The organism is Rhodoblastus sp. (genome assembly GCF_041915505.1).
In the GTDB taxonomy this organism is placed as follows: Bacteria; Pseudomonadota; Alphaproteobacteria; order Rhizobiales; family Beijerinckiaceae; genus Rhodoblastus.
In genome coordinates this window covers 1-6,508 of sequence record NZ_JAYSBG010000198.1, presented here as the reverse complement: position 1 = coordinate 6,508, position 6,508 = coordinate 1, and the positions used below count along the sequence as shown (strand labels likewise).

The window sequence follows — 6,508 nt, the reverse complement described above, 5'->3', positions numbered from 1 at the left end:
ATGGCGCGGCGCCGGCGGCGATCGCGGCCGAGGCGCAGGCCTGTTCCGAGACGATGAAACGCGCCTTGCCGCCGCAGGAAGCCGGTGATCTCGCCGCCGTGTTCACCGCGCACGCAAGCGCCGAAAAGGTCGGCGCGACCGTGGAGCGCCTTGCGACGCTCTCCGATCTGCCCGGCGTCGTGGCGCGCTACGTCGCGGCCAATGGCCTCGCGCCGGAATTCGCCTTGCAGCCCGATCCGCGTCTCGAACAGCTCGGCTGGGGCGATCTGCGCCCGGACGCGCCGCTGCGCCGCGACACCGCGCTGGCGGTCGGCATCGCGCTGTGCGGCGTGGCTGAGACCGGCTCGCTGGTGTTCCATTCCGCCCCCGAGGCGCCGACTTTGTTCGGCTTCCTGCCCTTGCATCATCTCGTCGCGCTCGACGCGCAAACGCTGCTGCCGCGCATGGAAGACTATGCCGATTTCGCCAAGGGCCGGCCGGTCCCGCGCAATGTCAATTTCATCACCGGCGCGAGCGGCACCACCGATATCGAAGGCGTTCTGGCGCGCGGCGCGCATGGGCCGGGGAGGCTGCATATTGTGATCTTCAACTGAGCCGGCCGACCGTCGAGACGCGAAGTCGAGACAAATTGCTGAGAAGCATCGGCAAAAATCGCCGCCTATCATTCGCCAAAACAATGCGGGGCCGCGACCGGCCGCGCCATTCAGGGAGCCGGGCGGGGGAAGCCCGGCGAAGCGATCCGCACCAAGGGAGCCTCAAATGGAAAAATCCGACGCATCCGCCGAAACGCGCGAGTGGCTGGAAGCCCTCAATTCGGTGCAGGAATATGAAGGCGTGGAGCGGGTCGACAACCTGCTCGGCGAGGTGGTCTCGGAAGCGCGCAAGAATGGCGCGAAACTGCCCTTCGCCTGGAACACCGCCTATATCAACACCATTCCGCCGGACCAGCAGCCGGAGCATCCGGGCGTCCGCCATATCGAGACCAAGATCCGCGCGGCGATCCGCTGGAACGCGGCGGCCATCGTGCTGAAGGCCAACAAGGTCTCGTCCGAACTCGGCGGCCATATCGCCAGCTTCCAGTCCGCCGCGACGCTTTACGACGTCGGCTTCATGCATTTCTGGCGCGCGCCGGACGACAAGCACGCCGGCGACCTGTTGTTCATTCAGGGCCATTCCTCGCCCGGCATTTACGCCCGCGCCTTCCTGGAAGGCCGGTTGAGCGAGGAGCAATTGCTAAATTTCCGCCAGGAGGTCGACGGCCACGGCATTTCCTCCTATCCGCATCCCTGGCTGATGCCGGATTTCTGGCAATTCCCGACCGTTTCGATGGGCCTCGGCCCGCTGATGGCGATCTATCAGGCGCGCTTCATGCGCTATCTCGAAGGCCGCAACCTGATCGACACCCATGAGCGCAAGGTGTGGGCCTTCATGGGCGACGGCGAGATGGACGAGCCGGAATCGCTCGGCGCCATTTCGTTGGCCGGACGCGAAAAGCTCGACAACCTGATCTTCGTCATCAATTGCAACCTGCAGCGCCTCGACGGCCCGGTGCGCGGCAATGGCAAGATCATCCAAGAGCTGGAGGCCGATTTCCGCGGCTCCGGCTGGAACGTCATCAAGCTGGTCTGGGGCTCGGGCTGGGACGAATTGCTCGCCAAGGACGTCACGGGGCGCCTGCGCCAGTTGATGGAAGAATGCGTCGACGGCGAATATCAGGACTTCAAGTCCAAGAACGGCGCCTATATCCGCGAGAAATTCTTCGGCCGTTATCCAGAGACCGCCGCCATGGTCAAGGATTGGTCTGACGACAAGATCTGGAAATTGACCCGCGGCGGCCACGATTCCCGCAAGGTCTACGCCGCCTACAAGGCCGCCGTGGAGCACAAGGGCCAGCCGACCCTGATCCTCGCCAAGACCGTCAAGGGCTATGGCATGGGCTCGGCGGGCGAGGCCCAGATGATTTCCCATCAGGCCAAGAAAATGAACCTGGAGGCGCTGAAGCAATTCCGCGACCGCTTCTCCATCCCGGTCGCCGACAGCGAGATCGAGCACCTGCCCTTCATCAAATTCCCGGCGGGCTCCGAGGAAGACAATTACTTGCACGAGCGGCGCAAGGCGCTCGGCGGCTATCTGCCGGCGCGCCGCCGCCAGAGTGAGCCGCTCATCATCCCGCCGCTGTCGTCGCTGGAGCCGCAGCTGAAATCGACCGAAGGCCGCGAAATCTCGACCACCATGGCCTTCGTGCGCGTGCTCAACCATCTGCTGCGCGACAAGAACATCGGCAAGCGCATCGTGCCGATCGTGCCGGATGAGAGCCGCACCTTCGGCATGGAGGGCATGTTCCGGCAATATGGCATCTTCTCGCAGGTCGGGCAGCTTTACCGCCCGCAGGACGCCGACCAGCTCTCGTACTACAAGGAAGACCGCTCCGGCCAGATGCTGCAGGAAGGCATCAACGAGGCCGGCGCCATGGCCTCGTGGATCGCGGCGGCGACCTCCTATTCGCATTCCAACACGCCGATGATCCCGTTCTACATCTATTATTCGATGTTCGGGTTCCAGCGCGTCCACGACCTCGCCTGGGCGGCGGGCGATCTGCGCGCAAGGGGCTTCCTGCTCGGCGGCACTTCGGGCCGCACCACCCTGAACGGCGAAGGCCTGCAGCATGAGGACGGCCACAGCCACATCCTCTCGGCGACCGTCCCGAACTGCGTCTCCTATGACGCGACCTTCTCCTATGAAGTCGCGGTCATCGTCCAGAACGGACTGGAGCGCATGTATGGCAAGGGCGAGGACGTCTATTACTACCTCACCCTGCTCAACGAGAATTACGAGCATCCCGCCATGCCGGAAGGCGCGGAGGAAGGCATCGTCAAGGGCATGTATCTTTTCAAGGCCGCGCCCGAGGGCACGCCCAAGGAGAAGAAAGTGACCCTGCTCGGCTCGGGCGCGATCCTGCGCGAGGTCATCGCCGGCGCGGAATTGCTGGAGCGCGATTTCGGCATCCACGCCGATATTTTCGCCGTGACCAGCTTCACCGAACTCAAGCGCGAGGCCGATTCCTGCGAACGCTGGAACCTGCTGCATCCGCTGGAGGAACCGCGCGTTCCCTATGTCACGCAGCAGCTTTCCGCACGAGGAGTCTCCCCTGTAATCGCCTCGACCGATTACATCCGCTCCTATGCCGAGCAGATCCGCGGCCATGTGCCCGGCGCCTATAAGGTGCTCGGCACCGATGGCTTCGGCCGCTCCGATTACCGCCGCAAGCTGCGCTCGTTTTTCGAGGTGGACCGCAATTTCGTCGCCGTGGCGGCGCTGAAATCGCTGGCGGACGCCCAATTGCTGCCGGCGAAAAAAGTCGCCGACGCGATCGAGCTTTACCACATCGATCCCGAGAAACGGGACCCGATGCACGCCTGAAACCGCCCTTCGCTTTCCGCCCCCTCGTTCTATTCTTCCAAGGTTTGAAAAAATGTCCAAGATAGAAGTGAAAGTGCCGGACATCGGCGATTTCAAAGACGTCCCTGTGATCGAAATCCTGGTCAAGGCCGGCGATACGGTCAAAGCGGAAGACCCGCTGATCGTGCTGGAATCCGACAAGGCCACCATGGAAGTGCCTTCGCCGGCGGCGGGCGTAGTCGGCGAATTGCTGCTCAAGCTCGGCGACAAGGTCGGGGAAGGCTCGCTCATCCTGACCCTCGCCGCCGAGGGCGCCGCCGCCCCGGCCGCAGCCCCCGCCCCCGCCGCCGCGCCGGCCGCAGCAAAGTCGGAGCCGATCGCGGTGACCGATCTCGACGCGGGCAAGCTCGCTTCGGCGCCGGTCGGCGGCCCCGTGCCGCTGGTCGGCCCGCAGGGCGGCCTGGCCGATTTCGCTTCCGTCTTCGCTTCGCCCGGCGTGCGCCGGCTGGCGCGCGAACTCGATATCGACCTGACCAAGGTCAAGGGCACCGGCGAAAAGGGCCGCGTCACCAAGGAGGACGTCAAGGCCTTCCTGTCCGGCGGCAAGGCCGCCCCGGCGGCGGCCGTCTCCGGCGGCGCCGGCATTCCGGAAATCCCAGCGGTCGATTTCTCGAAATTCGGTCCGATCGAGGAAAAGCCGCTCTCGCGCATCAAGAAATTGTCCGGTCCCTTCCTGCACCGCGCCTGGCTCAACGTGCCGGCCGTCACCCAGCAGGACGAGGCCGACATCACCGAAATCGAAAAGTTCCGCAAGGAGCTGGACGATGCGGGCAAGGCGGCCAAAAAACCTTACCGCGTCTCGCTGCTGCCTTTCCTGATGAAGGCCAGCGTCTCGATCCTGAAGCAGTTCCCGGACTTCAACTCCTCGCTGAGCCCGGCCAAGGACGCCCTGATCCACAAGAAATACTGGCATATCGGCTTCGCCTGCGACACGCCGGAAGGCCTCGTCGTGCCGGTCATCAAGAATGTTGACCAGAAGGGCGTGCTCGAAATCTCGAAGGAATTGGGCGAGCTTTCGGCCAAGGCGCGCGACGGCAAGCTCGGCCCCGCCGACATGTCCGGCGCGACCTTCACGATCTCCTCGCTCGGCGGCATCGGCGGCACGGGCTTCAGCCCGATCGTCAATGCGCCGGAAGTCGCGATCCTCGGCGTGGTGCGCTCGAAAATGGCGCCGGTCTGGAACGGCGAGGCCTTCGTGCCGCGCCTGATGCTGCCTTTGAGCCTGTCCTATGACCATCGCGTCATCGACGGCGCGGCGGCCGCGCGTTTCGCGCGCGCCTTGGCCGTGCTGCTCGAAGACGTCCGCCGGCTTGCGTTGTGATTGGGGGCTGACATGACTCAGGAAATCAAAGTCCCCGATATCGGCGACTTCAAGGAAGTGCCGATCATCGAAGTGCTGGTCAAGGCCGGCGACGCGATCAAGGCGGAAGACCCGTTGATCGTGCTGGAATCCGACAAGGCCACCATGGAAGTGCCCGCGCCGGTCGCGGGCGTGGTCAAGGAGCTGAAGGTCAAGGTCGGCGACAAGGTCGGCGAAGGCTCCGTCATTCTGCTTCTGGAAGGCGCGGCGGCGGCGGCCGGATCTCCCGAACCAGCCAAAGCCGCCGCCGCGCCCGCTCCCGCCCCCGCCGGGGGCGATCTGCACGCCGAAGTGCTGGTGCTCGGCGCGGGTCCGGGCGGCTATTCCGCCGCCTTCCGCGCCGCCGATCTCGGCGCCAAGGTGGTGCTGGTCGAGCGCTGGCCGGTGCTGGGCGGCGTTTGCCTCAATGTCGGCTGCATTCCCTCCAAGGCTTTGCTCCACGCCGCCAAGGTGATCGAAGAGGCCCATGAAATGGGCGAAGGCGGCATCAGCTTCCCGGCGCCCGCGATCGACCTCGACAAGCTGCGCGGCTGGAAGGAAGGCGTCGTCAAGCGGCTGACCGGCGGCCTCGGCTCGATGGCCAAGCAGCGCAAGGTGACGGTCGTCACCGGCAAGGGCGCCTTCGCCTCGCCCAACAGCCTCGAAGTGACCGCCGAAGACGGCTCGAAAAAGCTCGTGACCTTCGACAAGGCGATCATCGCGGCCGGCTCGGAGCCGGTGACCCTGCCCTTCATCCCGCATGACGACCCGCGCGTGATCGATTCGACCGGCGCGCTGGAGCTGGAGGACGTTCCCAAGCGCCTGCTGGTGCTGGGCGGCGGCATCATCGGGCTGGAAATGGCCACGGTCTATAATGCGCTCGGCTCGAAGATCACGGTCGTCGAACTGATGGACCAGATCATCCCCGGCGCCGACAAGGATATCGTCAATCCGCTCGCCAAGCGCATCGGCAAGAAATACGAGAAGATCCTGCTCAAGACCAAGGTAGTCGCCGTCGCGGCGGAGCCCGCCGGCCTGCGCGTGACCTTCGAGGCCGCCGATGGATCGAAGAGCGACGACGTGTTCGACAAGCTGCTGGTCGCCGTGGGCCGCAAGCCCAACGGTAAGCTCATCAACGCCGAGGCCGCCGGCGTCATCCCCGACGAGCGCGGCTTCATCGCCGTCGACAAGCAGATGCGCACCCAGGTCCCGCATATCTTCGCCATTGGCGACATCGTCGGCCAACCCATGCTCGCCCATAAGGCGACCCATGAGGCCAAGGTCGCGGCGGAAGTGGCTTGCGGCCACAAGGCCGCCTTCGACGCCAAGGTCATCCCCTCTGTCGCCTATACCGACCCGGAAGTGGCCTGGGTGGGCGTGACCGAGACCGAGGCCAAGGCCAAGGGCCTTAAATTCGGTAAGGCTACCTTCCCCTGGGCGGCCTCCGGCCGCGCCCTGTCGCTCGGCCGCGACGAAGGCGCGACCAAGGCTTTGTTCGACGAGGAGACCAAGCGCCTGATCGGCTGCGGCATTGTCGGCCCCGGCGCCGGCGACCTGATCGCGGAAGCCGCGCTGGCCATCGAAATGGGCGCGGACGCCGAGGATATCGGCCTGACCATCCACCCGCATCCGACCCTGTCCGAGACCATCGGCCTCGCGGCGGAATTGTTCGAGGGCACGATCACCGACCTGATCCCACCCAAGAAGAAG

4 protein-coding genes are annotated in these 6,508 nt (G+C 65.0%); all 4 read left to right on the top strand.

Annotated elements, in window-relative coordinates:
* A partial coding sequence (locus tag ACE3S9_RS12680; RefSeq protein ID WP_374546830.1) for a lactate utilization protein C occupies positions 1 to 593 on the top strand: 593 nt, incomplete at its 5' end.
* Positions 594 to 759: 166 nt separating this feature from the next.
* Positions 760 to 3,420 (top strand): pyruvate dehydrogenase (acetyl-transferring), homodimeric type, encoded by a 2,661-nt coding sequence (gene aceE / locus ACE3S9_RS12675; protein WP_374546829.1) that lies wholly within the window; start codon positions 760 to 762, stop codon positions 3,418 to 3,420.
* Positions 3,421 to 3,472: 52 nt separating this feature from the next.
* Positions 3,473 to 4,780 carry a dihydrolipoyllysine-residue acetyltransferase gene (aceF, locus tag ACE3S9_RS12670; protein ID WP_374546828.1) on the top strand — a complete coding sequence of 436 codons (1,308 nt, stop codon included), beginning with the start codon at positions 3,473 to 3,475 and terminating at the stop codon, positions 4,778 to 4,780.
* Between the two features lie 12 nt (positions 4,781 to 4,792).
* On the top strand, positions 4,793 to 6,508 hold a 1,716-nt coding region (gene lpdA, locus ACE3S9_RS12665), incomplete at its 3' end, for a dihydrolipoyl dehydrogenase (RefSeq protein ID WP_374546827.1).